Annotated in this window: 22 protein-coding genes; 7 read left to right on the top strand and 15 right to left on the bottom strand. The window is 71.3% G+C overall.

Annotated elements, in window-relative coordinates:
* Window positions 1–91: 91 nt before the first annotated feature.
* The 4 genes from ACFYV5_RS32525 to ACFYV5_RS32510 all read right to left on the bottom strand — a co-directional run bounded on the left by ACFYV5_RS32525 (window position 92) and on the right by ACFYV5_RS32510 (window position 4,053).
* On the bottom strand, window positions 92–1,423 hold the full coding sequence (locus ACFYV5_RS32525) for a phospholipase D-like domain-containing protein (protein ID WP_389174539.1): 1,332 nt from the start codon (window positions 1,421–1,423) through the stop codon (window positions 92–94).
* Window positions 1,424–1,592: 169 nt separating this feature from the next.
* Window positions 1,593–1,742, bottom strand: a complete 150-nt coding sequence (locus tag ACFYV5_RS32520) for a hypothetical protein (protein ID WP_389174554.1) — start codon at window positions 1,740–1,742, stop codon at window positions 1,593–1,595.
* Window positions 1,743–1,922: 180 nt separating this feature from the next.
* Entirely contained in the window at window positions 1,923–2,489 is a 567-nt protein-coding gene (locus ACFYV5_RS32515; RefSeq protein WP_355114953.1) for a LysE family translocator, read from the bottom strand.
* A 1-nt stretch (window position 2,490) separates the two neighbouring features.
* Complete coding sequence (locus ACFYV5_RS32510; protein ID WP_389174535.1) at window positions 2,491–4,053, bottom strand: DUF885 family protein; 1,563 nt, start codon at window positions 4,051–4,053, stop codon at window positions 2,491–2,493.
* A gap of 54 nt (window positions 4,054–4,107) precedes the next feature.
* Between ACFYV5_RS32510 and ACFYV5_RS32505 the strand changes: the two genes are divergently transcribed.
* A complete protein-coding gene (locus ACFYV5_RS32505; RefSeq protein ID WP_389174532.1) occupies window positions 4,108–5,583 on the top strand; it encodes a PLP-dependent aminotransferase family protein in 1,476 nt (491 codons plus the stop codon).
* A 1,357-nt stretch (window positions 5,584–6,940) separates the two neighbouring features.
* Here ACFYV5_RS32505 and ACFYV5_RS32500 read toward each other — a convergent pair.
* Window positions 6,941–7,330, bottom strand: a complete 390-nt coding sequence (locus tag ACFYV5_RS32500) for a hypothetical protein (protein ID WP_389174529.1) — start codon at window positions 7,328–7,330, stop codon at window positions 6,941–6,943.
* Between the two features lie 540 nt (window positions 7,331–7,870).
* Complete coding sequence (locus tag ACFYV5_RS32495; RefSeq protein ID WP_355114948.1) at window positions 7,871–8,293, bottom strand: MarR family transcriptional regulator; 423 nt, start codon at window positions 8,291–8,293, stop codon at window positions 7,871–7,873.
* 174 nt (window positions 8,294–8,467) lie between these two features.
* Between ACFYV5_RS32495 and eno the strand changes: the two genes are divergently transcribed.
* Entirely contained in the window at window positions 8,468–9,784 is a 1,317-nt protein-coding gene (eno, locus tag ACFYV5_RS32490) for a phosphopyruvate hydratase (protein WP_355114947.1), read from the top strand.
* 121 nt (window positions 9,785–9,905) lie between these two features.
* Here the strand turns inward: eno and ACFYV5_RS32485 are convergent, their stop codons facing one another.
* On the bottom strand, window positions 9,906–10,313 hold the full coding sequence (locus ACFYV5_RS32485; protein WP_389174524.1) for a DUF3662 domain-containing protein: 408 nt from the start codon (window positions 10,311–10,313) through the stop codon (window positions 9,906–9,908).
* A gap of 32 nt (window positions 10,314–10,345) precedes the next feature.
* A complete protein-coding gene (locus ACFYV5_RS32480) occupies window positions 10,346–10,492 on the bottom strand; it encodes a hypothetical protein (RefSeq protein ID WP_355114945.1) in 147 nt (48 codons plus the stop codon).
* A 546-nt stretch (window positions 10,493–11,038) separates the two neighbouring features.
* On the opposite strand from ACFYV5_RS32480, the gene ACFYV5_RS32475 reads away from it, so the two are divergent.
* Window positions 11,039–11,212, top strand: coding sequence for a hypothetical protein (locus ACFYV5_RS32475; RefSeq protein ID WP_389174521.1), 174 nt, complete (start codon window positions 11,039–11,041; stop codon window positions 11,210–11,212).
* Window positions 11,213–11,296: 84 nt separating this feature from the next.
* Here ACFYV5_RS32475 and ACFYV5_RS32470 read toward each other — a convergent pair whose 3' ends face one another.
* Entirely contained in the window at window positions 11,297–11,806 is a 510-nt protein-coding gene (locus ACFYV5_RS32470; protein ID WP_389174519.1) for a hypothetical protein, read from the bottom strand.
* Between the two features lie 409 nt (window positions 11,807–12,215).
* On the opposite strand from ACFYV5_RS32470, the gene ACFYV5_RS32465 reads away from it, so the two are divergent.
* The 4 genes from ACFYV5_RS32465 to ACFYV5_RS32450 all read left to right on the top strand — a co-directional run bounded on the left by ACFYV5_RS32465 (window position 12,216) and on the right by ACFYV5_RS32450 (window position 15,541).
* A complete protein-coding gene (locus ACFYV5_RS32465; protein ID WP_389174516.1) occupies window positions 12,216–12,734 on the top strand; it encodes a toxin-antitoxin system HicB family antitoxin in 519 nt (172 codons plus the stop codon).
* 106 nt (window positions 12,735–12,840) lie between these two features.
* On the top strand, window positions 12,841–13,686 hold the full coding sequence (locus ACFYV5_RS32460; RefSeq protein WP_389174513.1) for a DUF4097 domain-containing protein: 846 nt from the start codon (window positions 12,841–12,843) through the stop codon (window positions 13,684–13,686).
* A gap of 74 nt (window positions 13,687–13,760) precedes the next feature.
* Entirely contained in the window at window positions 13,761–14,753 is a 993-nt protein-coding gene (locus ACFYV5_RS32455; RefSeq protein WP_389174551.1) for an ATP-binding cassette domain-containing protein, read from the top strand.
* Window positions 14,750–15,541: an ABC transporter permease gene (locus ACFYV5_RS32450; RefSeq protein WP_389174510.1), complete on the top strand. Its 792-nt coding sequence runs from the start codon at window positions 14,750–14,752 to the stop codon at window positions 15,539–15,541. The genes ACFYV5_RS32455 and ACFYV5_RS32450 overlap by 4 nt, the downstream gene beginning before the upstream one ends.
* Window positions 15,542–15,824: 283 nt before the next feature.
* Here the strand turns inward: ACFYV5_RS32450 and ACFYV5_RS32445 are convergent, their stop codons facing one another.
* From ACFYV5_RS32445 to ACFYV5_RS32420, 6 genes are all read right to left on the bottom strand, one after another.
* Entirely contained in the window at window positions 15,825–16,358 is a 534-nt protein-coding gene (locus ACFYV5_RS32445; RefSeq protein WP_389174507.1) for a hypothetical protein, read from the bottom strand.
* A 25-nt stretch (window positions 16,359–16,383) separates the two neighbouring features.
* Window positions 16,384–16,944, bottom strand: coding sequence for a hypothetical protein (locus ACFYV5_RS32440; RefSeq protein WP_389174504.1), 561 nt, complete (start codon window positions 16,942–16,944; stop codon window positions 16,384–16,386).
* A gap of 82 nt (window positions 16,945–17,026) precedes the next feature.
* On the bottom strand, window positions 17,027–19,126 hold the full coding sequence (locus ACFYV5_RS32435) for a xanthine dehydrogenase family protein molybdopterin-binding subunit (protein ID WP_389174501.1): 2,100 nt from the start codon (window positions 19,124–19,126) through the stop codon (window positions 17,027–17,029).
* Window positions 19,123–20,130, bottom strand: a complete 1,008-nt coding sequence (locus ACFYV5_RS32430; RefSeq protein WP_389174498.1) for an FAD binding domain-containing protein — start codon at window positions 20,128–20,130, stop codon at window positions 19,123–19,125. Before ACFYV5_RS32430 ends, ACFYV5_RS32435 begins: the two co-directional genes overlap by 4 nt.
* Entirely contained in the window at window positions 20,127–20,702 is a 576-nt protein-coding gene (locus ACFYV5_RS32425; protein WP_389174495.1) for a 2Fe-2S iron-sulfur cluster-binding protein, read from the bottom strand. The genes ACFYV5_RS32430 and ACFYV5_RS32425 overlap by 4 nt, the downstream gene beginning before the upstream one ends.
* Window positions 20,703–20,883: 181 nt before the next feature.
* Entirely contained in the window at window positions 20,884–21,540 is a 657-nt protein-coding gene (locus ACFYV5_RS32420) for a UdgX family uracil-DNA binding protein (RefSeq protein WP_389174492.1), read from the bottom strand.
* Window positions 21,541–21,549 lie beyond the last annotated feature (9 nt).

Below are 21,549 nucleotides of genomic sequence, written 5' to 3'. Positions count from 1 at the left end.
TGTGCGGTGAAGCCTAGACACCTCCACCACACCGGAGGTCTTCGCCATGATCAAGACCAGGCAGCGTTAACAACGCTCGTGATCAATACACCTAGGGCTGCGGCTGCGTGTTCTGCGCGTCCGCGACGGCGCGCTGGGTGCGGAAGTTCTCCCGGTAGGCGTCGTACACAGAGGCGATGGGGTGCTCAGGGCCCGTGGAGTCGTCCCACTTCAGGAGGGCTTCGTCGTTACCGATCAGGCCTGACTTGGTGTAGGGGTGACTGCCGGTGAAGACGATCTTCTGGTTCTTCATGGCCTTGTAGGTGCCCTCGATGAGTAGGTACTTGGTGTGGGTGGCGGTGTGCGTACCGCCCGCCGCGTCGTCCAGCTTGTGCAGGCCGATACCTCCGTACCGGGTGGGCTTGTTGAGAATCTGCTCGACCACGGTCCCCGACGCGTCGAGGTCGCGGTACACGACGTCCACGTAGCAGCCCGCGTCGTCCAGGTCCCACAGCTTCTGCGCGACTTCCGGGCGGGTGATCCCGTGCATCGCGACGCGGATCACCGTGCGGCCATCGGTGGTGCCGTAACCGGTGTCGTTTCCGTGGCAGGCCGGCTTCCCGTCAACCGGATCGTCCACCATGCTGAGGATGTTGACGATGACGTCCGTGGTCGAACGGGGGAAGAAGTAGGCCTTGGCCCGTCCCGCCTGGGTGTCCATCAGCACGTCGGAGACCTGCTTGGACGGGTCCGCCTGTGCCTCGGCCTGACGCTTGAAGTAGGCGGCGTAGGCGCCGTAAAGGGCCGGGTTGTCGGCCACTGTCAGGGCGTCGTTCCAGGACTTCCGCCGGTCCCAGGTGGTCATGTTCGCCGAGGACTGCACGACCACGTCGTCCACCGGCACGGTGGCGGTGGCGCTGCCCGTGGTCCGGGAGAAGAGGTAGAACTTGTTGTGGTTGACGCTGGGCCAGCCGTCCGCCGGGTTCGGGTCCTTCGCCAGGCACGCCTGCTTGTCGGCGCACAGGCGCACCCAGGAGTCGCCCGAGCCGGCCGTGTTCTTCGCGAGCCCGGCGGCGAGCAGGTCGTACATCGGACCGCCCTCCCAGTGCCGGCGGGTCTCGCTGTCCAGGACGACCTGAACGTTCACCCCGCGCAGGTGTGCCGCGTTCAGCCGCTCCACCACCCACTTGGAGCCGAACACGTACGTGGAAATCATGATGTCGGACCCGGGAACCGCGCCGTCGATGAGCCGGGCAAGGTGCGCGGGTATCGCGTCGGTCCGTGCGGGGTCGGTGCTGGTGGGGTCGTTGAACAGGGCACCGGTCGTCACGGCAGGGGCGGGCGTGCCACCGTCCGCCTGGGCGGGCACTGGTGCCGTGGCGCCGAGGAGGGCGAGGGTGGCCGCTGTCGTGGTCGCCGTCCGGGCGAACTTGATCTTCGTCACGGCCGGTGAGCCTATCCCGACACGGCTCATGGGCCGCCACTGACCCTGAACCGCGTCCGTGGTGTACGAGGCGCTGAGCAAGCCAAGCCTCCGCGATCCCGGTCTGTTTGCAACGACACTGAGCCGCGCGCTCCGACCGGCCCGCTCGGGCTGCATCTGCGGCACGGCCTCAAGGTGCTGGGTGGCCTCCGCCGCGGTGCAGGAGGAGGCGAAGGTGAACGCGCGCGGGGACGGTCCGTGCGCCCGCAGATCCACCACGCCGCTCCAGAGCCTCGCCGACGGTCGGAAGGCGCCCGGCGGGGACCCACCAGAGCACCATGTGCCTGGACGTGCCGTTGGAACGATTCGCGGCGGCCATCCCACCGCTCAAGATCAACTGTCGTTGCACGGCCCAGCTCCAGGGACGTACGTGCAGCCTGAAGGACAGGCCCGGTCGAGGAGGATCAGCGCTCCAGCACGCCGACGACACGTTGGTGCCGCCGCACTGGCGCAAGGCGGTTCAGGACACCAGGGCCATGTACCCGGCCAGTGCCAGGTACACCATGCCGGGCCAGCGGGAGCGGTGTCCGGGCCGGCCGCCCAGCGCTGCGCCGACCAGGGCGTAGCAGACGTCGGCGGCCAGGGCCAGGGCGAAGAATGTCGCGCCCAGGACCAGCAGTCGCCCCGTGCTGTCGGCGAACTGAGGCAGGAAGGCGAGGAAGAACAGCGCCACCTTGGGATTGAGCACATTGACCAGCAGTCCGTCGCGGAACATCCGCCACATCGAGGCGGGCGGTGCCGGGCCGTCCGTGGCCGGGGCCCGGCTGAGCAGGGCGCGGACGCCGAGGTAGGCGAGATAGGCGACTCCTGTCCAGCGGAGCACGGCGAAGGCCGTCGGTGACGCGGCCAGCACCGTGGCCGCCCCGCCCACGGCCAGTCCGACGTGCACGAGCGTCCCGGCCTCCACTCCGAGCGCCGAGACCAGCCCAGCCTTACGGCCATGCGCGGCGCCGCGCGTCAGGATGTAGACCATGTTCGGCCCGGGCACCACGATCAGCGCCGCCGACGCCAGCAGGAAGACCCACATCTCAGCCCCCGTCCAGCGCGGAGCCGAGCAGGCCGAGCGGCGGCGCCCCGAGGGCGAGCATCGCGGCGTGGAAGCGGCCCAGGTCGAACTCGGGGCCCCACCGCCGGCGTGCCCGGTCCCGCAGGTCGAGGATTGCCAACTTCCCCCAGGTGTACGACATGGTCATCGGGTCGCGCAGCAGCCGGTACGCGGCCATCTCCGCGGCCGGGCCGTCCAGGTGGACGTCGGCTGTGAACCGGTGTCGGACGTCCGCCGGCGTCATCGCGCCCGTCTGCACTCCGATCACACCTGCCAGCCGGGTGATCCGCAGCAGGGCGTCACGGGCCACGCTGACCACGAAGGCCGGATCGCCGTCCCGGAAGCCCTCCTCGGCGGCCAGCTGCTCGCAGTAGTGCGCCCAGCCCTCGACGAAGGCCGGCGACTGCAAGGTGCGGCGGATGTCTCCCGTCGCCCGGCGCAGCGCGCGGCCGTGGGAGAAGTGGCCGGGCGCCGCCTCGTGCAGGGCGATGTTCGCCAGGCCCGTCCGGTTGTACAGCGCCAGCCACTGCGCGCGGCGATCGTCCGTCCAGTCCGGGCCGGGCAGCGTGACCCTGAACCAGCTCGGCCCGTCCGGCTCGTACGGCGCGGCGCCGGTCATGGTGGCCACCTGGTACCCCTGGGTGGGTGTGGTCTGTCCGACCAGGCACTCGCCGTCGAGGTGGGGTACGAGTCCGCGCTCGGCCGTCCACGCGGTCGTCTCCTCGACCAGCTCGGCGGCCAGACCCAGCACCCCTTGCGGGCCAGGGTGGTCCGCCTGGATCCGCCGGATCACCTCCGCTGTCGGCGCGTTGGGGTCGATTCGTGAGCAGGCCTCGGTGAGGCGGGCCCGCCAGGTGTCCCGTTCGGTTTCCGCGCGGGCGGCGAGTGCGGTCAGATCCACCTCGCAGCCTTCGGTGGCGGAGGCGAGGCGGGCCAGGGCCGCGCCGCCCAGCGCCGGGTTCGGGTCGCCGGTCCGGGCCAGGCGCCCGAGGTGGGTGAAGAGCCGGTGCAGCGCGGTATGGGCGGCCTCGACGGCCTGGCGGTCGGCGACCTCATCGGCATCCAGGGCGGGCAGGGCGGTCAGGTGGCCGACGAGCCGCCGCGCCGCGCCCAGCCCGGCCTCGGCGAGCGGCGCGGGCACCCGATCGAGGACCTCGATCGCGGCGTCCACCGCGTCCGGCCAGGCCATCAGGTGCGCCCGGCGGGCCACGGCGCGTTCGGCGGCCGGGGCGTACTCGCGCTCGTAACAGGCCACATCCAGGTTGTCCAAGTGGACGGCCGGGTCGTACCGGTGCAGTTCCAACTCCCCGAAACGCACCCGCATAGCTTGTTCCGCCGCGGCGAGCTGCCGCTGGTCGTGGTCGTGGTCGTGGTCGTCGGCCGCCGGCCCACCGGGCCCGCCCAGCGCGGCCAGGCCGCGCCGCACCCCGTCCGCGGACAGGTCCTGCACCACTCCGTCGTACTCGTGCCGCCCCGCGTCGGTGCGGGTGACCGCCGCCATCAAGTCGGTGACCGCCCGCAGCCGGGCCGTATCAGATGTGATCATGAGACTGAGTCTTGTCCGGCGGACCTCCCGCCGCCCGAGCCAATGAGGAGTGAAGTGGACCGGGTTTGGACGGCGCCCGAGCTGGCCGAGATCCTCGGCGACTGGGCCGACGGTGCGGGCCCGCTGTACCGCGGGCTGGCCGAGGCGCTGCTGGCCGCCGTGGACGCCGGGGATGTGGCGTCCGGCGAGCGGCTGCCGGCCGAACGGGATCTGGCCCGGGGGCTGCAGGTCAGCCGCGCGACCATCGCCGCCGCCTACGGCCTGCTCCGCGAACGTGGCGTGCTGGACAGCCGCCGGGGCAGCGGCAGCCGGGTGGCGCCACGCCCTCCCGCCTGGGCCGGGGCCCCGGCCAGCACGGCCGCCGTGGTGCGCAGGCTCGCCGCCGGGCCGGCCGGGCTCATCTCCCTGGCCGGGGCGGGCGGGGCCGTGCCGGGCGACCTGGCGGCCGAGCTGGCGGCCGTCGCGGCGGAGGACCTGCCGGGGCTGGTGGCAGCCGGCGGATACCACCCCCGCGGCCTGCCGTCCCTCCGTGAGGCGATCGCGGGCGGGTACACCGCCGAGGGTCTGCCCACCGATCCGGGGCAGATCCTGGTGACCACCGGGGCCACTCAGGCGATCAGCCTGGTGACCGGTCTGTTCCTGCGCCGCCGGTCCACCGTGGTCGTGGAGTCCCCGGGCTGGCCCGGCTGCCTGGACACCTTCCGTGCGGCGGGCGCCCGGCTGGCCCCCGTGCCCCTGGACGAGGAAGGCCCGCGGGTGGACGCCGTCGCACAGGCCTTCGCCGGGCATCCGAGCCTGGCGTACCTGATGCCCAGCTTCCACAATCCGACCGGCACGATGATGACGGAGTCCCGGCGACGGCGGATCGGGGAACTGGCCGCCCAGCACGGCGTGCCCGTCCTGGAGGACAACGCCTACTGCACGCCTCTTGGCGGAACTGTCCCGGCCCCTCTGGCGGCATACGCTCCGCCCGGCGCGACGGTCCTCACCGTCGACTCGCTGACCAAGAGAGTCTGGGCCGGGTTGCGGGTCGGCTGGGTCCGCGCCGCGGCGCCCATCATCGACCGCCTCGCCCAGCTCAAAGCCATCGCTGACCTGGGCAGCCCGGTGATCGATCAGGCGCTTGCCGTCCGGCTGCTCCGCAGGCCCCCCGCAGGACCGACCCAGGCGCAGACGCAGCTCGCCCAACTGGAGAGTCTGCTGCGCGCCCGGCTGCCGGAGTGGCGCTGGCGGACCCCGGACGGCGGCTCGGCGCTGTGGGTACGGCTACCGAACGCTGACGGCCGGGAGTTCGCGCAGCTGGCACTGAGGGAAGGCGTAGAGGTGGTACCCGGCGAGCCAGGCCACTCGGATCACATCAGGATCCCGTTCTTGTACTCCGAGGCCACCCTCGCCGAGCTGACCAGCCGCCTCGCCCGTGCCTGGGCCGCGCACAGCCGACGACCTGGCAGCACCCTGACGTCAGCCCCGGCCTACCAGCGTTCTACGGAGGGGGTAGGGCAGCGGTCAGGTCAGGCGACACCGGAATGAGTGACCCCGCTGACGTACACGTCTCAGCGACGACGTGGCCAATTGGCCAAGCAGTGACCATCATTGATCATGTCCGAGCTGGCATGGCGACCGGTTTCTCCCACGTTCTTTTCCGGACGCGGATGCCGCCATGTGGACGTCGGGTAGTGACCACTAAAATCCGGTGTTCGTTCGCCGCCCCTGAGTACTCACCAGGTCCGGGAAACACCTACCGGTTCGCCCTCAGCAGAGGGGTCGACGCAGACCTCCGCGATCCCTGCCAGCCAGCCAGCCAGACGCAGACGGCTGCGGACGAGGGCCGCTTTTGGTGCCCGATCGCACCTGCCGTCAGCCCTGATGTCGAACAGGCCCGTTCTCACTCCCTGAACTGGCTCACCCACGCGGGCATCATCACCACTCCCGCCCAGCGCGCTATGTGGAAGCCATGCGCCTGGATCTCTATGCCGCGCGCGTAGCCCCCGCACTGCGCGGGCCCCCGTCTCAACCTCTTCTGTGACTGGGTTTTCTGCACCATCCAGATCGACGACCACCTCGGCTCGGACGACCCTGAGACCATTGAGCCGACCGTCCGCCAGCTCATTGACGTCCTCGACCGCGACGATGCAGACCTCGTCCACAGCACCGACCCGTTCATCTCCGCATTCGCTCACCCGCCTCGCCGAGCACCTGGCCGGCATCTACCTGCCAGACAACATCCTCAACTCCGCAGCCCTCACCACCCTGCGCGTCCTGGTCCCCGACCACACCATGGCCGTCAACGACGCAGCGACGATCTGCGCCTCTCCCACGACGAGCAAGACCTCGTACATCAGTGGGCGAAGTCCCTGGGACATTGGCTCCGCGGCAACCTCGACTGGCACACCAACGTCACACACCGCTACACCTCCGATGTATGCCCACTGGGGCACCAGGCGCTCAGCAACGACATCCCGCTGGACAGGGCTGCCAGCGACTTGCTGAACCAACGAGCGTAGAGGCCATCTTTGAACCTTCACTGAACTCGTACACGTGCCACGGCGGAGGGCTCTGTACGTGCACAGGGCTCTCCGTTCGCAGTGGCCCGGCAGCGGGCTCCGCGGAGCTTTCGGATGCTCCTGGAGGAGCTGACCCCGCTCGAGACATCCCACGATGCTGACACCGGCGACGCCACGCCCCGAGGCAGCTGTCGTTTAACGTCCGTCCTCGAACCGCACTTCGAACATGCGGTGGTGCCACCCGCTGAGTTTCGTGCGGCTGCGCCCGACGGCGGGCGTGCACGGTGATGGTGGGTTGCGGTACGGACCCGGCGCACCAACCGATCAGGACGCGGTCTTCATCGGCGCGCAAGCGTAGTCGGCCGCCGACCGCCCGGAGCAGGTCATGGACCATGCGCCGCCTCCGCCTCCGCCTCCGCCTCCGCCTCCGCCTCCGCCTCCGCCTCCGCCTCCGCCTCCGCCTCCGCCTCCGCCTCCGCCTCCGCCTCCGCCTCCGCGCCGGGGGCCTCGTGAGACGTCCAGCTGGGAGCTCCTGGACCCGTCGCGGCGATCGGGATGCCGAGGCTCTGGCACATGCGGCGGGCCCGGGCGATCGCGCTCAGCGAGGCCGGCGAAGGCGTCGGCGTGGCGAGTTCGACGAGCACTCGGCTCGGGCGGTGGGCGAAGACAAGGGCTTCGATCGCCAGGGCCGCGGCGGCTCGGGTGGTGACGTCGAGGTCGCGGAGGAGTTTCACGCGCAGCGCGTCGTCCTGCATGGTGTGGCTGATGAGCACGATTTACCTCACGACCAGGGTGCGAGAAGGGCCATGTGTGCTGCTCAGGGCAGTTGACCGAGTGTGACGGAGGGCAGCGCTTCCAGCCAGTCGACGCGCAGGCGGAACGGGCAGACGCTTTCGCGAGCCAGATTCCCTACCAAACGCTACGGAAGCCGTACGCCTCGCATCGAGTCGCCGCTGGTCCAGCCTGCCCATGGCGATCAGGCGCTGCGCGTCGCTGGACACCACCAGTGTGTGGCCCTCGGTGCGCCGCACCTGTACGGGCAGGTGCTCACGGCCCTCGGCGGACTCGAAGCCCACCATTCGGCCCTTGGCGTCCACCACCACGCGGTCGCCCGTGACGAGTGGGATCCGCTGGCTGCCGTCGACGCGTGTGGTGTCCGTGCGGCCGCCGCGGGGCCGGTCACGCCTGCTCCCAGGGCCACCGATGTGGCCGCTGCGATGGTGAAGGCGCGTGCTCTGTGCACGCGTGCGCGCAAGTCTCCACCCAGAAGGGGCCCGCCCGCCCCGGGAGGCCGACCGATGCCCGTCGGGGTACTAGCGAGTGGCGAGCCGCTCCAGCAGGGCGGCGCTCCGTGCCAGCAACGACCGCTCCTCGTCCGTGAGTTCGGCCTCGATGGCCTGCGCGAGCCAGCCGGCCCTGCGGCCGCGCTCCGCTTCGAGCGCGGCCCGGCCCGCGTCCGACAGCTCGACCAGCGTCTTGCGGCCGTCCGTGGGGTGCGCCCGGCGCGTGATCAGGTTCTGGTCCATGAGAAGCCCCACCGCCCGGGCCATCGACTGGGGGCGTACGCGCTGATCGGCGGCGAGGTCGCTGGTGGTCATGGCGCCGTTGCGGTCGAGCGCACCGAGCACGGCGGCCTGGCCCAGGGGGATGCGGTCCTCGTGTTTGACGCGTCGGGTGAGCTTGCCCATGGCGGTGCGCAGTTCGGTGGCGATGGCGGCGGCTTCCGGGGTGGGCATAAGGCACTTTACCGCGGTGGACAGCAAAGCTGTGCACCTGACCTGCAGCAATGCTGCGCAGTCATGCTGTACAGCAAAACTGAGCAGCATTGCTGTAGGGTTTGGGGTTGTCGGGCTCAGCGCCAGCGTTGTCGCAGCCGGGGCCCCGGCACACGACAACGGGAAGGAACTCCCATGTCCGCAAAGGCAGTCGAACCCGCCAAGAACACCGACGCCACCATCGAGACCGTCACCGCCCGCCGCATCATCGACAGCCGGGGCAACCCCACGGTCGAGGTCGACGTCGTCCTGGCGGACGGGTCACTGGGACGCGCGGCGGTCCCCTCCGGCGCCTCCACCGGCGCCCGGGAGGCCGTGGAACTGCGCGACGGAGACTCCGCGCGCTGGCACGGCAAGGGCGTCGACCGCGCGGTGGCCCACGTCAACGGGGAGATCGCGGCGTCCGTGCGCGGCCGGGACGCGGCGGACCAGGCGGGTCTCGACGCCGCACTGGTCGCCCTCGACGGCACCGCCACCAAGTCCCGGCTCGGCGCCAACGCGATCCTCGGCGTCTCCCTCGCCGCCGCCAAGGCCGCCGCGGCGGCCCACCGCCGGCCCCTCTACCGCTACCTCGGCGGCGCCGACGCCCACCTCCTGCCGCTGCCGATGATGAACATCGTCAACGGCGGCGCGCACGCCGACAATCCGCTGGATTTCCAGGAGTTCATGATCGCGCCCGTGGGCGCGGACACCTTCGCCGAAGCCGTCCGCATGGGCAGCGAGGTCTTCCACACCCTGCGCCGCGATCTGCTGGCCGCCGGGCACTCCACGGGCGTCGGCGACGAGGGTGGCTTCGCGCCCGCGCTGCGTACCGCCGAGGAGGCGCTCGACTTCGTGATGACCGCCATCGAGCGCACCGGCTACCGCCCCGGCACGGACATCGGCCTGGTCATGGACCCGGCGTCGTCGGAGTTCTTCCGCGACGGGGTGTACGACTACGCGGGCGAGGGGGTGCGCCGCACCCCCTCCGAGCACGCCGACCACCTGGCCAAGCTCATCGACGCCTACCCGATCGTCTCCATCGAGGACCCGATGGCGGAGAACGACCTGGACGGCTGGCGGGAGTTGACCGCCCGCGTCGGCGACCGCTGTCAGCTCACCGGTGACGACGTGTTCTGCACCAACGAGGCGCTGCTGCGCGAGGGCATTCGTACCGGCGTCGGCAACTCGGTCCTCGTCAAGGTCAATCAGATCGGGACCCTGACGGAGGCGCTGGCCGCGGTCGCCACCGCCCACGAGGCGGGCTGGACGGCTGTCATGTCGCACCGCTCGGGCGAGACGGAGGACACCACCATCGCGGATCTGGCGGTGGCGACCGGCTGCGGTCAGATCAAGACCGGCTCGCTCTCCCGCTCCGACCGCACCGCGAAGTACAACCAACTGATCCGGATCGAAGAGGAGTTGGGCGACTCGGCGCGCTTCGCGGGCCGCTCCGCACTGCGTCGGGCGTGAACGCGGAGGCGGTTGCGGCGGCCAGGTCTGATCGGCCGGTTCGGCCGGTCGGCCAGGTCTGATCGGCCGGTCGACCGGTCGACCGGTCCGTCGTTCCGTCGGGTTCTCCGGGAGTGTTGTCTCAGCTCTCCGCCGGAAAGGCGTCGGCGCGGACGTGGGGCATGGGACTGCTGTGCACCCGGTACGGATCGCCGAAAGCGAGCGGTGTCGGGGTGATGCGTACGGTCAGAGGCCCTGCCCACTCGTAGCCCTTTTGCCGTCCGTGGCGTGCGAGGTTGTCCGTCAGCACCTCTCCTATGTCACCGCGGCCCTGGCGCACCAGCTCCTCGTGCACCTCCGTGTCCAGCTCCACCTCGTAGGCGTTCGGGACGACGACGCGACTCTCGCTGCACACCACGGCGTGTCGATCGCACTCGTGGTGCAGCGCGTCGATCAGCTCGACGGGCTGATGAGGGTGGACCTTTTCGAGGAGAGCCCTCTGCCACCGCTCCAGGGCTCGTTCCCAACGTGTCAGCGTCTCCCAGGCCATGCCGATGTCCCTCCCCTCGCGACCTCGACCCGTTACCGGCGCCCGCGCAGCCGCCCGAACAGCTTGCGCGCCTGGGCGCGCTTGCGCGGGTCGGCGGCGGCGCGCCGGACCGATGCGACCGCTCGCTGCCCCTGCGGGGTGCGGGTGTACTGCTTGAGACGTGTGATCAGTCCGGACATGTTGTCCTCCCTCAGGCCGTGTGTAGGGACCGCTTACCCGGGCTCGTCGCAACGATGCCCGGCGCGCGCGACACAAGTGGCGCGCACCGGCCTGTCAGGAAGGGGGCGCGTGTCCGGCGGGTCTACTGGGCGGGTACTTCCGGATGTGAGCCGGCTGTTCCAGGGACAGGGGGCTTCTTCCGGCAGTACGGGCACACGATCAGGCCGTGGCCGTCGAGAGCCACAAGGGTGCCCCAGTCACGGCAGTGCCGGCATCGATAGGCCAGGTCGGGGCCCGGTTGGTGAGGGCGTGGCCGAGAGATGTGGCTCATCTTGAAGAAAGCAAAGGAATGCGTCCTGCTATTCCGCTATTCCGTTCGCCGGGCTCGGCGGTTCGGGTGGGCGACCCGGCTATGGACACCTGCTACCGGTGGCATGGAGGGACGGCCCGATGGACATGGCCGGGGGCTTGGAGGAGTGAACGCCCCCTGGACGAGAAAGAATCCGCGGAGGACTCGGCACAGCGGGCGGGTCTTCCGGCGGCGGAAGCCTTCCTGGGGGGACATCATGACGACCGATGAGGATCGTGACGCCGGCGACGAGGACGCCCGTCGACGACAGAACAGGTACTGGGCGCTGGGCGTCACGATCGTCCTGGTCGCGTTCGGTCTTTTCCTGATCTCCATCTACGAAGACCCCGGCCCGATCTGCGGCACCGGTCAGGACAAGGGCCCCTGCTGAACGCGTGCCTGCCGTTCCGCCGCCGGGCCTGAGCCCGGGGGCGGCACGCACGGGTGGTAGTCGGCGAGCCTCCCGGTGGAACGGTCAGGCGGCATGGCAGAGCTCGTTGGGGCTGCTCGAGGCCGAGGGGGAGGGCACGCTCGCGTACGGTGCGGTGGCCCCGGCCTGCGGTCGGTTCCGCGCGAAGACGACCAGGCGGAGCACCGCGTACCGTGCGACGCCCGCGAGCGCGGAGGCCGACAGGTAGACAGCCTGCTCGACCACGGCTCCCGGTGCCGTCGTCAACTGCTGCAGGGCGAACATCGCCGTGCAGGTCACGACGTACGCGGCCGCCGCAGAGCCGGCGGACTGGGCATGCTGACGCCAGGTCGCGCACCCGCCCACGTCGAAGGTGAAACGGGCGTGCAGCTCGGTGGCGAGGAGCGTGGAGAGCACCGTGATGAGGGCGTTGGCCAGGGCCCAGGGAATCCAGGAGGCAAGGGCCGCCACGGCGAAGCTGGAGGCGAGCCCCACCCCGCCGCCGCAGACCACGAAGCGCGCGAAAGAGGTGAAGGCGCCGGGTGTCGCCTGCTGCCGGCTCTGAGCTGTCTCCATGATCCACCCCGTTGTGATGTCCCACCCCCGTGCGGCACTCGCTCGACCGGGGCCGTGCGGCGTGCCGCTTGTGGCGCCATTCTGGCTCAAGCGTGGCGCCATTGCGAGCCACTTTCTGGTGTCGGGGGTGGCGTCATGTGCTCCACGTCGCGACGTAAACGGCAAAGTCGCAGGCCAAGGCTGCTGTGCTGCTGGCGCCACGGCGGCCGCAATGGCGTGCGATTCCTAGCAGTCCCATGGGCGGGTAGCGGTTGGCGCCCCTGAAGGCGCTCGGCCCCGAGCGGCGCCATGGGGCTGCCCGTGCAGTGCCTGTACGTATGTGCAGGTCAGCGCCCTCCGGCCGGACGCTGGTCCAGGGATGTCGCCGCGCGGCTTGCATTTGGCGTCACTATGGCGCCATGATGGCGTCATGGACCTCACCCCGTATGTCGACACCCTCCGCCGCGAACTCGCGGTGGCCGCCGAGGCCGGCGGAGACGAAGCGCGCGAGCTGGCCGAGAGGCTCACTGCTCCTCTGGAGTCGGCGGCGCGGCTGACCCTGCTCAACGTGCTCTCCGCCGCGACGGCGGAGATCACCCGTGAACTCGCTCCCGGCTCGGTCGATGTACGGCTGCGCGGCCTGGACCCCGACTTCGTGGTGGCGCTGCCGTCGACCGGCGGCGCCGCACCCGCGGAGCCGGCCGCGTCCGCCGAGGTGCTCGCGGCCCCGGCTCCCGTGGAGGGTGACGAGGGCGGCACCGCTCGCGTCAACCTCCGCCTCCCGGCCCACCTCAAGGCGCGCGCCGAGGAGGCCGCGGCCCGTGAGGGGCTGTCGGTCAACGCATGGCTGGTGCGGGCCGTGTCGGCCGCGGTCGGCGGCGGCACCCCGCCGCGTACGGCGGAGAAGCCCCTGACCATCGGACAGAGCATCACGGGCTGGGTGCGCTAGCCCAGCCCGCCCGCATCACACACCCACGCCACCGCACCACTCCACTTCACTCACACCACGTCCCACCAGCGGGGACGTCCCCAAGACTCAAGAGGACGGGACAGCCATGCCTTCTTTCGACACTCCCGCACCGATCTCGGCCACGGCGCGCGTGGAGGCCGGTTCCATCCAGTTCGTCGCGGGCGACCGCCTCGACACCGTCGTCGAGGTGCAGCCGCGCAACCCGAAGAAGGACCTGGACGTGCGGACGGCCGGCCAGACCGAGGTCACCTACGCGGGCGGCACACTGACGGTCCGGACACCCAAGTCCAACCTGTTCGGCCGCACCGGCGTCGTCGACGTGACCGTCGAACTGCCCGTCGGCTCGCGGATCGACCTGACCGGCGCCTGGACCCAGGTGCTCGGAGAGGGCCGGCTCGGCGAGGTCCGTGTGAAGACTTCGTCGGGCGACGTCCGCCTCGACACCACCGGCCCCCTGAACCTGACCGCGTCGCACGGCTCGATCACCGTGGACCGGGTCGAGGGCAACGCCGAGATCACCACCAGCTCCGGCAGCCTGCGCGTCGGCCTCGTCGACGGCTCCGCCGTCCTGAAGAACTCGCACGGCACCACGACCCTCGGCGCCGCGACCGGCGACCTGAAGGTGAGCGGCGCCAACGGTGACATCGAGATCGGCCGGGCCGAGGCCTCGGTCACCGCCACCACCGCCCACGGCACCCTGCGGGTGGGCGAGGTCGCGAGCGGCACCGTGCAGCTGGAGACCGCCTACGGTGCCATCGAGGTCGGCATCCGCGAGGGCACCGCCGCCTGGCTCGACGTCCACTCGGGCTCCGGCCAGGTCCGCAACACGCTCACCGCCTCCGACGCCCCGGGGCAGACGGAGGACACCGTCAAGGTCCGTGCCCGTACCCGGCACGGCAACATCGACATCCGCCGCGCCAAGGCCGTCTGAGCAGCACGTCCTCAATCGTTCCGTCCCCCATCCGCTTCAGCCTTCGAATGGAGGGCCCCGTGCCTTCTTCTGTCATGCCCACGTCGAACAGGCCGGACGGCCACGGCCACGCGTCCCCGGCCGCGATTTCCGCCGTCGGTCTGCGCAAGTCCTACGGTGACAAGACCGTGCTCGACGGGATCGATCTGCGGGTCCCGGCCGGGTCGGTGTTCGCGCTGCTCGGTCCGAACGGCGCCGGTAAGACCACCGCTGTGAAGATCCTCTCCACGCTGATCACCGCCGACGGAGGCCAGGCGCAGATCGCCGGTCATGACCTGATCGCCACTCCGCAGGCGGTGCGGGCCGCGATCGGTGTCACCGGTCAGTTCTCGGCCGTCGACGGCCTGATCACCGGTAGGGAGAACATGCTTCTCATGGCCGACCTGCACCACCTGCCCAAGCGCGAGGGCCGGCGGGTCGCCGCCCAGCTCCTTGAGCGTTTCGACCTCGCCGAGGCGGCGTCGAAGCCCGCCTCGACCTACTCGGGCGGTATGAAGCGGCGCCTCGACATCGCCATGACCCTGGTCGGCGACCCGCGGATCATCTTCCTCGACGAGCCGACCACCGGTCTCGACCCGCGCTCCCGCCACACGATGTGGCAGATCATCCGCGACCTGGTCACCGGCGAGGGAGTGACGGTCTTCCTCACTACCCAGTATCTGGAGGAGGCCGATCAGCTCGCCGACCGTATCGCCGTCCTCAACGACGGGAAGATCGCCGCCGAGGGCACCGCGGAGGAGCTCAAGCGGCTCGTCCCCGGCGGCCACGTCCGGCTCCGTTTCACCGACCCGGCCGCCTACCGCAACGCCGCCGGTGTCCTGCGCGAGGTCACGCGGGACGAGGAGGCACTGGCCCTGCAGATTCCCAGCGACGGCAGCCAGCGCGAACTGCGCTCGCTCCTCGACGGGCTGGACGCCGCCGGCGTCGAGGCCGACGAACTGACCGTCCACACCCCCGACCTCGACGACGTCTTCTTCGCCCTCACCGCCGGCACCGTCCGCCACCAGTCCAAGGAGTCCGTCCGATGAGCACCCTGACCCTGGCCGTACGTGACTCGACCACGATGCTGCGCCGCAACCTCCTGCACGCGCGCCGCTATCCGTCCATGACGCTGAATCTGCTGCTGACCCCGATCATGCTGCTGCTGCTCTTCGTCTACATCTTCGGCGATGTGATGAGCGCGGGGATCGGTGGCGGCGGCGCGGACCGTTCCGACTACATCGCCTACCTCGTCCCGGGCCTGTTGATGATGACGATCGGCAGCACCGTGATCGGAGCCGCGATCTCCGTGTCGATGGACATGTCCGAGGGTCTCATCGCCCGGTTCCGCACCATGGCGATCCACCGTGGCTCTCTGCTCATCGGGCACGTCGTCGGCAGCGTGCTGCAGGTCCTCGCCAGCTTGATCCTCGTCGGAGCCGTCGCCGTGGCCATCGGCTTCCGCTCCACCGACGCCACCGCCCTGGAGTGGCTCGCGGCGCTTGGGCTGCTCGCGCTGTTCGCCCTGGCGCTCACCTGGATCGCGGTCGGGATGGGGATGGCCAGCCCGAACCCGGAGGCGGCCAGCAACATGGCCATGCCGCTGATCCTCCTCCCGCTGATCTCCAGTGCCTTCATCCCGGCCGACACGATGCCGGGCTGGTTCCAGCCGATCGCCGAGTACCAGCCGTTCACACCCGCCATCGAGACCCTGCGCGGTCTGCTGCTGGGTACCGAGATCGGCCACAACGGCTGGCTCGCCCTCGCCTGGTGCCTGGCCCTGACCGCACTTGGCTACCTCTGGTCCAAATCGATCTTCAATCGCGACCCCAAGTAACCGAAACAACCGGCCTCCACGACCGAACGCACGCGGGCGGCGCACCCGACACCAGTCGGCGTGCGCCGCCCGTCCGGGTGCGGGCCAGCCTGACGGGCATCCGGCTCCGGGCCAGCCTGACGGGCATCCGGCTCCGGGCCTGCCTGACGGGAAGGGGACATCACAGCGAGCACGCGGGAGCGAGAACGTGTACGGATGTGAGGGCACCCGCGCGGTGAGCGGGCGCCTCACAATGCGCGGGCGCCCGCCGCGGTGAGCGGCGGGCGCCCGGGCGGTGACGCGGTCATGTGGTGAGCAGGCGGTTGAAGAACGAGCGGTACTGGCGCAACGCCAGGCGCAGGCTCTCCGTGTCGCTCTCGCCCTTGTTCCACTGGCCTTCGAGGTTCTGCCGGTGATCGGCGAAGGTGGCGGCGAGCTTCTGCATGACGTCGGCGACCAGGCCGTCGGCCGCGTGCACGGCCTCGCGGGGGTCGTCGACGAACAGGCTCTGGATGTCGTGCCAGCGTGTGCGGAACGCCTCCTCGTCCTCCGGGTTCAGCAGCGCGGGTGAATCGTCCGCCTCGGAGCCGTCCTGTTCGGCTGCCTGGGATTCCTCCGTCTGTGGTTCCTCCGTCTGTGGTTCGTCCGCCGGAGCCTCGTCCGTGGGCGTGGTGTCCTCCGGGCCGGCCCCAGAGGCGGTCCCCATGCTCTCGCCCGGGTACATGGGCGGGGGTGTCTCGGGGCCCGGCTCTTCGGCTGCTCCACGGTCGTGGGCCCGGACGATGTCCTCGGTCGACAGGCCGCTCTCGGACGACTCGGGTATGTCGTGGTCACGCATTGTTTCCTGGCCTCCGCATCCGGGTTCAGGCCCGTGCCGGGCCCGACTGGTTGCCGTTGGAGAGCAGTTCGTCGAACAGGACGCGGTAGTGCACCATCGCCCCGCGCAACTGCTCGGTGGTGGCCTGCTGCGACGTGCTGAGCTGGTTGACCTCGTGGGCGGCCCGGTAGTGCTCCAGCGTGCGGCCGTGCTCCACGGAGAGGTCCCGCATCTGCTGCTCGTACCCCTCCGTGGGGTAGCCGCGCTCCCGCATGAGCGCCGTCACCAGCCGGTCCGCGTCGTGGACCGCGTCCTCCGGCCGGTCCACGAACTCCTCCTGCACACCGCTCCACTCCTGGGCATAGCGCTCCCTCGCCCCGCTCGGCAGCGGCTGGATGTCGAGGGAGTCGTGGCGCTTCTCGCGGGTTTCGAGGTCGCGCTCGGCGGCCCGCCTGTCACCGGCGTCGTCGACCGTACGGTCGTACTCGGGGCCGAAGCGGTCACGCAGCCGGTGCCGACGGCGCCTGTCCAGGGCCACGGCCACTGCGATCAGGGCGATCACCACCGCGATGGGAATGATGATGGCCAGAAGAGTTCCTGTCGACATCGCGCCGGACCCCCTTCTCCGTTTGTCGTTTTCTGCTCGGGGCGGCTGCCCAACGAGTTCCAACTGAAACGGAACCCATAGTTCAGGTTGGCAGGTGCGGCAGGAGCCGGTCCGGCGTCAGGGGAAGGTCCCGGAGCCGTACCCCCACCGCGTGGTGGACGGCGTTGGCGATGGCCGCCGCCGTCCCCACGATGCCGATCTCCCCGATGCCCTTGCTGCCCATGGGATTGAGATGGGGGTCCTCCTCCTCCAGCCAGTGCGCCTCGACGGCCGGCACGTCGGCGCAGACGGGGACGTGGTAGGAGGCCAGGTCGCGCTCCGTATGGTCCCCGAAGGCCAGATCCATCGTGCTGCCCTCCGTCAGCGCCATGCCGAGCCCCATCGTCATGCCGCCGATGAACTGGGAGCGCGCGGTACGAGCATTGAGGATGCGGCCCGCGGCGTAGACCCCGAGCAGCCGGCGCACCCGCACCTCGCCGGTCACGGTGTCCACCTCGACCTCCGCGAAATGCGCGCCGAAGGCGTGGCGGGCGTACAGGGACTCCTGCGCCACCTCCTCCTCGGTGCCGGCGAACGCCGACATCCCCTCGGCCGGCAGTGCGCCGGAGTGGGCGCGGAGCTTCCCGGCCAGCGCGGTGCAGGCCTTGTGCACGGACCAGCCCCAGGACGCGGTCCCCGAGGAACCGCCCGCCAGAGGAGCGTCGGGCAGTTCGGTGCTGCCGATGTCGACGCGCACCGCCTCCAGCTGCGCACCGAGCGCCTCGGCCGCGATCTGCGCGAGCACGGTCCGTGCCCCGGTGCCGATGTCGGTGGCGTTGAGCCGTACGACATAGCCTCCGTCCGGCCAGGCGTGCACCTCGGCCGTGGACGGACTGACAAGGACCGGATAGGTGGCCGCGGCCACACCCGTACCGAGCAACCCGGTCCCCTCACGGCGGACGCCCGGCCGCGGGTCGCGCCCCTCCCAGCCGAAGCGCCGCGCCCCCTCGCGCAGACACCCGGCCAGGTTCCTGCTGCTGAAGGGCTTGCCGCTGTCGGGTTCCCGGTCCGGCTCGTTGCGCAGCCGCAGCTTCACCGGGTCGATCCCGGTGGCGACGGCGAGTTCGTCCATGGCCGACTCGAGGGCGTACATGCCGGACGCCTCGCCCGGGGCGCGCATCCACGACGGAGTCGGCACGTCGAGCGCCACCACCCGGTGGCCTGTGCGGCTGTGGGGAGAGGTGTACATCATGCGGGCGGGGATGGCGGCCTGTTCCACGAACTCCCTGACCGTCGATGTCCGGGTGACGACCTCGTGGGCGAGGGCGCGGATGACGCCGTCGGTTCCCGCTCCGATCCGGACCCGCTGAAAGGTGGGGGCGCGGTGCCCGACGACCGCGGCGAGCTCGCGGCGGGGGAGCGCCAGTTTGACCGGACGCCCGGTGTGCCGGGCGGCCATCGCCGCGAGGACGACGTGCGGCCGGGGGGTGCCCTTGGAGCCGAAGCCGCCGCCGACGTAGTCGGAGACGACGGTGACGCCCGCTCGCGGCAGCCCGAACAACTGCGCCAGGGTGTCCCGTACGGTGGCCGATCCCTGGCTCGAATCGTGCGCGGTCAGCCGGTCGTCGCCGTCCCACCACACGATGGAGGCGTGCGGTTCCATGGGGTGGTTGTGCAGGGCGGTCATGGTGTAGGTCGCGTCGACGCGTACGGCTGACGCGTCGAAGCCCGCGTCGAAGTCCCCGCGTTCCCGCACGGCCGGTTCCCCGCCGTTGACCTCCTCGGGGGTACGGAGACGGGGGTGATCGTCGCTGAGCCGTACGTCGTGTTCCTCGGGCGCGTACGTGATCCGCAGGGCGTCGGCCCCCGCGCGGGCGTTCTCGAGGGTGTCGGCGACCACGACGGCCACGTACCAGCCGCGGTGCGGGACGCGGTCGTCCTGGAGCACCAGGAGCGTCGGGTCATCGGCATCACCGAGGCGAGGCGCGTTCTCGTGGCTGAGCACCGCGAGTACGCCGGGCATGCGCAGGACCTCGTCGGCGTGTACGGCGGTGATCCGGCCGCACGCGACGGCGGCGGGCACGGGACAGGCGTGGGCGCAGCCGGGAGGGGTGTGCTCGGCGGCGTAGCGGGCCGCGCCTGTCACCTTCTCCCGGGCGTCGCGTCGGACGGCGGCGGCCGGGGGCACCGAGGCGGACGTCATGACGGGGTCGGGCCTCCTTCGGAGGGCGAGGAGAGAGCGTTCAGCACGCTGACGGCGAGGTTGCGGGCGAGCGGCACCTTGAAGGCGTTGTCGCGCAGGGGCTCGGCCGCCGAGAGTTCGGCCTCGACCGCCCGCGCGTACGTCTCCTCGCCGGCCGGCGCGCCCGTCAGCAGGTCCTCGGCGACGCGGGCGCGCCAGGGCTTGTGGGCGAGACCCCCGAAGGCCAGTGCCGCGTGCCGGACGACACCGTCCTCGACGTGGAGGACCGCGGCGACGGAGGCGAGGGCGAAGGCGTACGAGGCGCGGTCGCGGGCCTTGCGGTAGGCGCTGCGGGCGCCGGCGGGCGGCGGCGGAAGGGTGACCCCGGTGATGAGCTCACCCGGCCGGATCACCGTGTCCTGCTCGGGGCGGTCGCCGGGGAGCCGGTGGAAGTCCGTGACCGGCACCGTCCGCGGGCCCTCCGGCCCGAGCAGATGCACCCGCGCGTCGAACGCCGCCAGCGCGACGGCCATGTCCGAGGGGTGCGTGGCGACGCAGTGGGGCGAGTGGCCGAGCACCGCGAGATCGCGATGGGCTCCTTCGCGCGCCGGGCAACCGGTGCCGGGCGCCCGTTTGTTGCAGGGCTTGGAGGTGTCCTGGAAGTAGGGGCAGCGGGTGCGCTGGAGCAGATTGCCGCCGGTGGTCGCCGTATTGCGCAGCTGGGGGGAGGCGCCGGCGAGCAGAGCCTGAGAGAGGGCGGTCCACTGGGCGCGGACGCCCGGGTGGGCGGCCAGGTCGCTGTTGCGCACGGTGGCCCCGACGAGCAGGCCGCCCTCGGGGGTCTCGTCGATGCCGTCCAGCGGGAGCCGGCCGATGTCGACGAGGGCGGCGGGCGCGGTCACGCCGAGCTTCATCAGATCGATCAGGTTGGTGCCGCCGGCGAGGAACTGGGCCCCGGGGCGGGTGGCGAAGGCGTCGAGAGCGTCCTCGGCCCGCTCGGCACGGAGGTAGGCGAAGGGCTTCACGGCGCCACCTCCGCGATCGCGTCCACGATGTTCGGGTAGGCGCCGCACCGGCAGATGTTCCCGCTCATGCGCTCCCTGATCTCCGGCGGGGTGAGGGGCACCGGGCCGCCGCCCGTGCCCGTGCCGCCGTGGGCTTCGTCGTCCTCGGCGCGCGGGGGCGGCGTCACGTGCGAGGGGTGCCCGTGGGCCGCCTCGTCGAGCAGGCCCACGGCCGAACAGATCTGCCCCGGAGTGCAGTACCCGCACTGCAGGGCGTCCCGGGCGACGAACGCCTCCTGGAGCGGATGGAGCCGGTCTCCGTCGGCCAGGCCCTCCACCGTGGTGACGCTCTCGCCCTCGCAGGCCACAGCGAGCAGCAGACAGCTGTTGGCGCGTCGGCCGCCGACGAGGACGGTGCACGCGCCGCACTGCCCGTGGTCGCAGCCCTTCTTCGCTCCGGTCAGACCGAGATGTTCGCGCAGCGCGTCCAGGAGGGTCGTGCGGTGGTCGACGGTCAGGGTGTGGGTCGTCCCGTTCACCTGGAGGGAGACGACAGAGGCGAACTCCTCGCCCGGCGGCGCGGTCCCGTCCACGAAGTGCGCTCCTCTGCGTGTGTGTCTGCGTGTGTGTCTGCGTGCGTGCGTGCTGCGACGATCACTGACGTGGGGGCTCCCTTCCCGGAAACCTCCCTGGCGAATATCCGGCGTCCGCCGAATGGCGGGCCCGGGCCGGCCCGCGTCGGTCTGCGTGGCCCGGGGGCCGGGCCGGGCCGCGTCATCGGGCGGCGCGCGCCGCGACGCGGAGATCGGCGACCAGACCCGCGTACGCCGCCTCACGGTCGTCCGAGCGCAGCACCGCCGAAGGGTGCACCGTGGCGACGACCTGGGTGCCGTCGGCGTCGGGCAGCGGCCGCGGCACTCCCCGTTCCGCGCCCACGCGGAACGACGGACCGAGCAGGGACCGGCCCGCCGTCGCGCCCAGCACCACGACCACGGCGGGGTCGACGAGCCGCAGCTCGGCCTCCAGCCAGGGGCGGCAGGCGAGCGCCTCGCGCAGACTGGGCGCCTTGTGGATGCGGCGCTTGCCAGGGGCCTTGACGGTGAACTTGAAGTGCTTCACCGCGTTGGTGAGGTACGTGTCCTCCTCGTCGATCTGCGCCTCCCGCAGGGCCTTGGAGAGCAGACGCCCGGCGGGCCCGACGAACGGCTCGCCCTCACGGTCCTCCTGATCACCCGGCTGTTCGCCGACGAGCAGAATGCGGGCGTGCGGGTTTCCCCTCCCGAAGACGGTCACCGAGGCGTCCCGGTGCAGCGGGCACCCCTGGCAGTCCGCGGCGGCGCGCCGATGGGCCGGCAGCCCGCCTCGCGCCGGCAGAAAGGGGGTGGCGTCGTACGGCTCCGGGACGGCGGAGCCGGCCGTGCCGGCAGTCATCACGAACCC

The organism is Streptomyces sp. NPDC003035 (assembly GCF_042888285.1).
Lineage (GTDB): Bacteria > Actinomycetota > Actinomycetes > Streptomycetales > Streptomycetaceae > Streptomyces.
Note: the sequence above shows the minus strand (reverse complement) of the source record. Positions and strands in the feature narration are given on the sequence as shown.

Excerpts from the sequence above, each read along its gene's own strand:
- ACFYV5_RS32470 (WP_389174519.1), bottom strand. The coding sequence starts at position 11,806 with ATGGAGACAGCTCAGAGCCGGCAGCAGGCGACACCCGGCGCCTTCACC.
- ACFYV5_RS32515 (WP_355114953.1), bottom strand. The coding sequence starts at position 2,489 with ATGTGGGTCTTCCTGCTGGCGTCGGCGGCGCTGATCGTGGTGCCCGGG.
- ACFYV5_RS32480 (WP_355114945.1), bottom strand. The coding sequence starts at position 10,492 with ATGTCCGGACTGATCACACGTCTCAAGCAGTACACCCGCACCCCGCAG.
- ACFYV5_RS32465 (WP_389174516.1), top strand. The coding sequence starts at position 12,216 with ATGGACCTCACCCCGTATGTCGACACCCTCCGCCGCGAACTCGCGGTG.
- ACFYV5_RS32460 (WP_389174513.1), top strand. The coding sequence starts at position 12,841 with ATGCCTTCTTTCGACACTCCCGCACCGATCTCGGCCACGGCGCGCGTG.
- ACFYV5_RS32495 (WP_355114948.1), bottom strand. The coding sequence starts at position 8,293 with ATGCCCACCCCGGAAGCCGCCGCCATCGCCACCGAACTGCGCACCGCC.
- ACFYV5_RS32475 (WP_389174521.1), top strand. The coding sequence starts at position 11,039 with ATGACGACCGATGAGGATCGTGACGCCGGCGACGAGGACGCCCGTCGA.
- ACFYV5_RS32445 (WP_389174507.1), bottom strand. The coding sequence starts at position 16,358 with ATGCGTGACCACGACATACCCGAGTCGTCCGAGAGCGGCCTGTCGACC.
- ACFYV5_RS32440 (WP_389174504.1), bottom strand. The coding sequence starts at position 16,944 with ATGTCGACAGGAACTCTTCTGGCCATCATCATTCCCATCGCGGTGGTG.
- eno (WP_355114947.1), top strand. The coding sequence starts at position 8,468 with ATGTCCGCAAAGGCAGTCGAACCCGCCAAGAACACCGACGCCACCATC.
- ACFYV5_RS32510 (WP_389174535.1), bottom strand. The coding sequence starts at position 4,053 with ATGATCACATCTGATACGGCCCGGCTGCGGGCGGTCACCGACTTGATG.
- ACFYV5_RS32450 (WP_389174510.1), top strand. The coding sequence starts at position 14,750 with ATGAGCACCCTGACCCTGGCCGTACGTGACTCGACCACGATGCTGCGC.
- ACFYV5_RS32455 (WP_389174551.1), top strand. The coding sequence starts at position 13,761 with ATGCCCACGTCGAACAGGCCGGACGGCCACGGCCACGCGTCCCCGGCC.
- ACFYV5_RS32435 (WP_389174501.1), bottom strand. The coding sequence starts at position 19,126 with ATGACGTCCGCCTCGGTGCCCCCGGCCGCCGCCGTCCGACGCGACGCC.
- ACFYV5_RS32520 (WP_389174554.1), bottom strand. The coding sequence starts at position 1,742 with ATGGTGCTCTGGTGGGTCCCCGCCGGGCGCCTTCCGACCGTCGGCGAG.
- ACFYV5_RS32420 (WP_389174492.1), bottom strand. The coding sequence starts at position 21,540 with ATGACTGCCGGCACGGCCGGCTCCGCCGTCCCGGAGCCGTACGACGCC.
- ACFYV5_RS32485 (WP_389174524.1), bottom strand. The coding sequence starts at position 10,313 with ATGGCCTGGGAGACGCTGACACGTTGGGAACGAGCCCTGGAGCGGTGG.